The following is a 238-nucleotide window of genomic DNA, read 5'->3' as shown; positions in this document are numbered from 1 at the left end:
GGTCGCTGACCGTTCCGTCGTGGTCGCCCCAGGCGCGCAGCTGCAGATCGTCGACGATCCGGCCTCCGTCGGCCAGCCGGGCGAACCACGTCTCGAGGACAGCCGGCTCCGCAGCCCCCAGCAGGGCGAACATCACTCCACGCAGCTGCAGCGCCTCGTCCCCGGGACCACCGTCCGAGGCGAAGAGCGCGACCGGGCCGGTCAGCATCCCGTGGGCGATGAAATCGCCGGGACCGTC

1 pseudogene is annotated in these 238 nt (G+C 72.3%); it reads right to left on the bottom strand.

The features are described from left to right. Positions 1-238 (bottom strand): annotated as a pseudogene (locus KVT44_RS56995) (hypothetical protein); the annotation flags it as partial.

The organism is Streptomyces sp. GbtcB7, assembly GCF_019091445.1.
In the GTDB taxonomy this organism is placed as follows: Bacteria; Actinomycetota; Actinomycetes; order Streptomycetales; family Streptomycetaceae; genus Streptomyces; species Streptomyces mirabilis.
The sequence above is the reverse complement of the archived record's forward strand: the minus strand, read 5'-3'. Positions and strand labels throughout refer to the sequence as shown.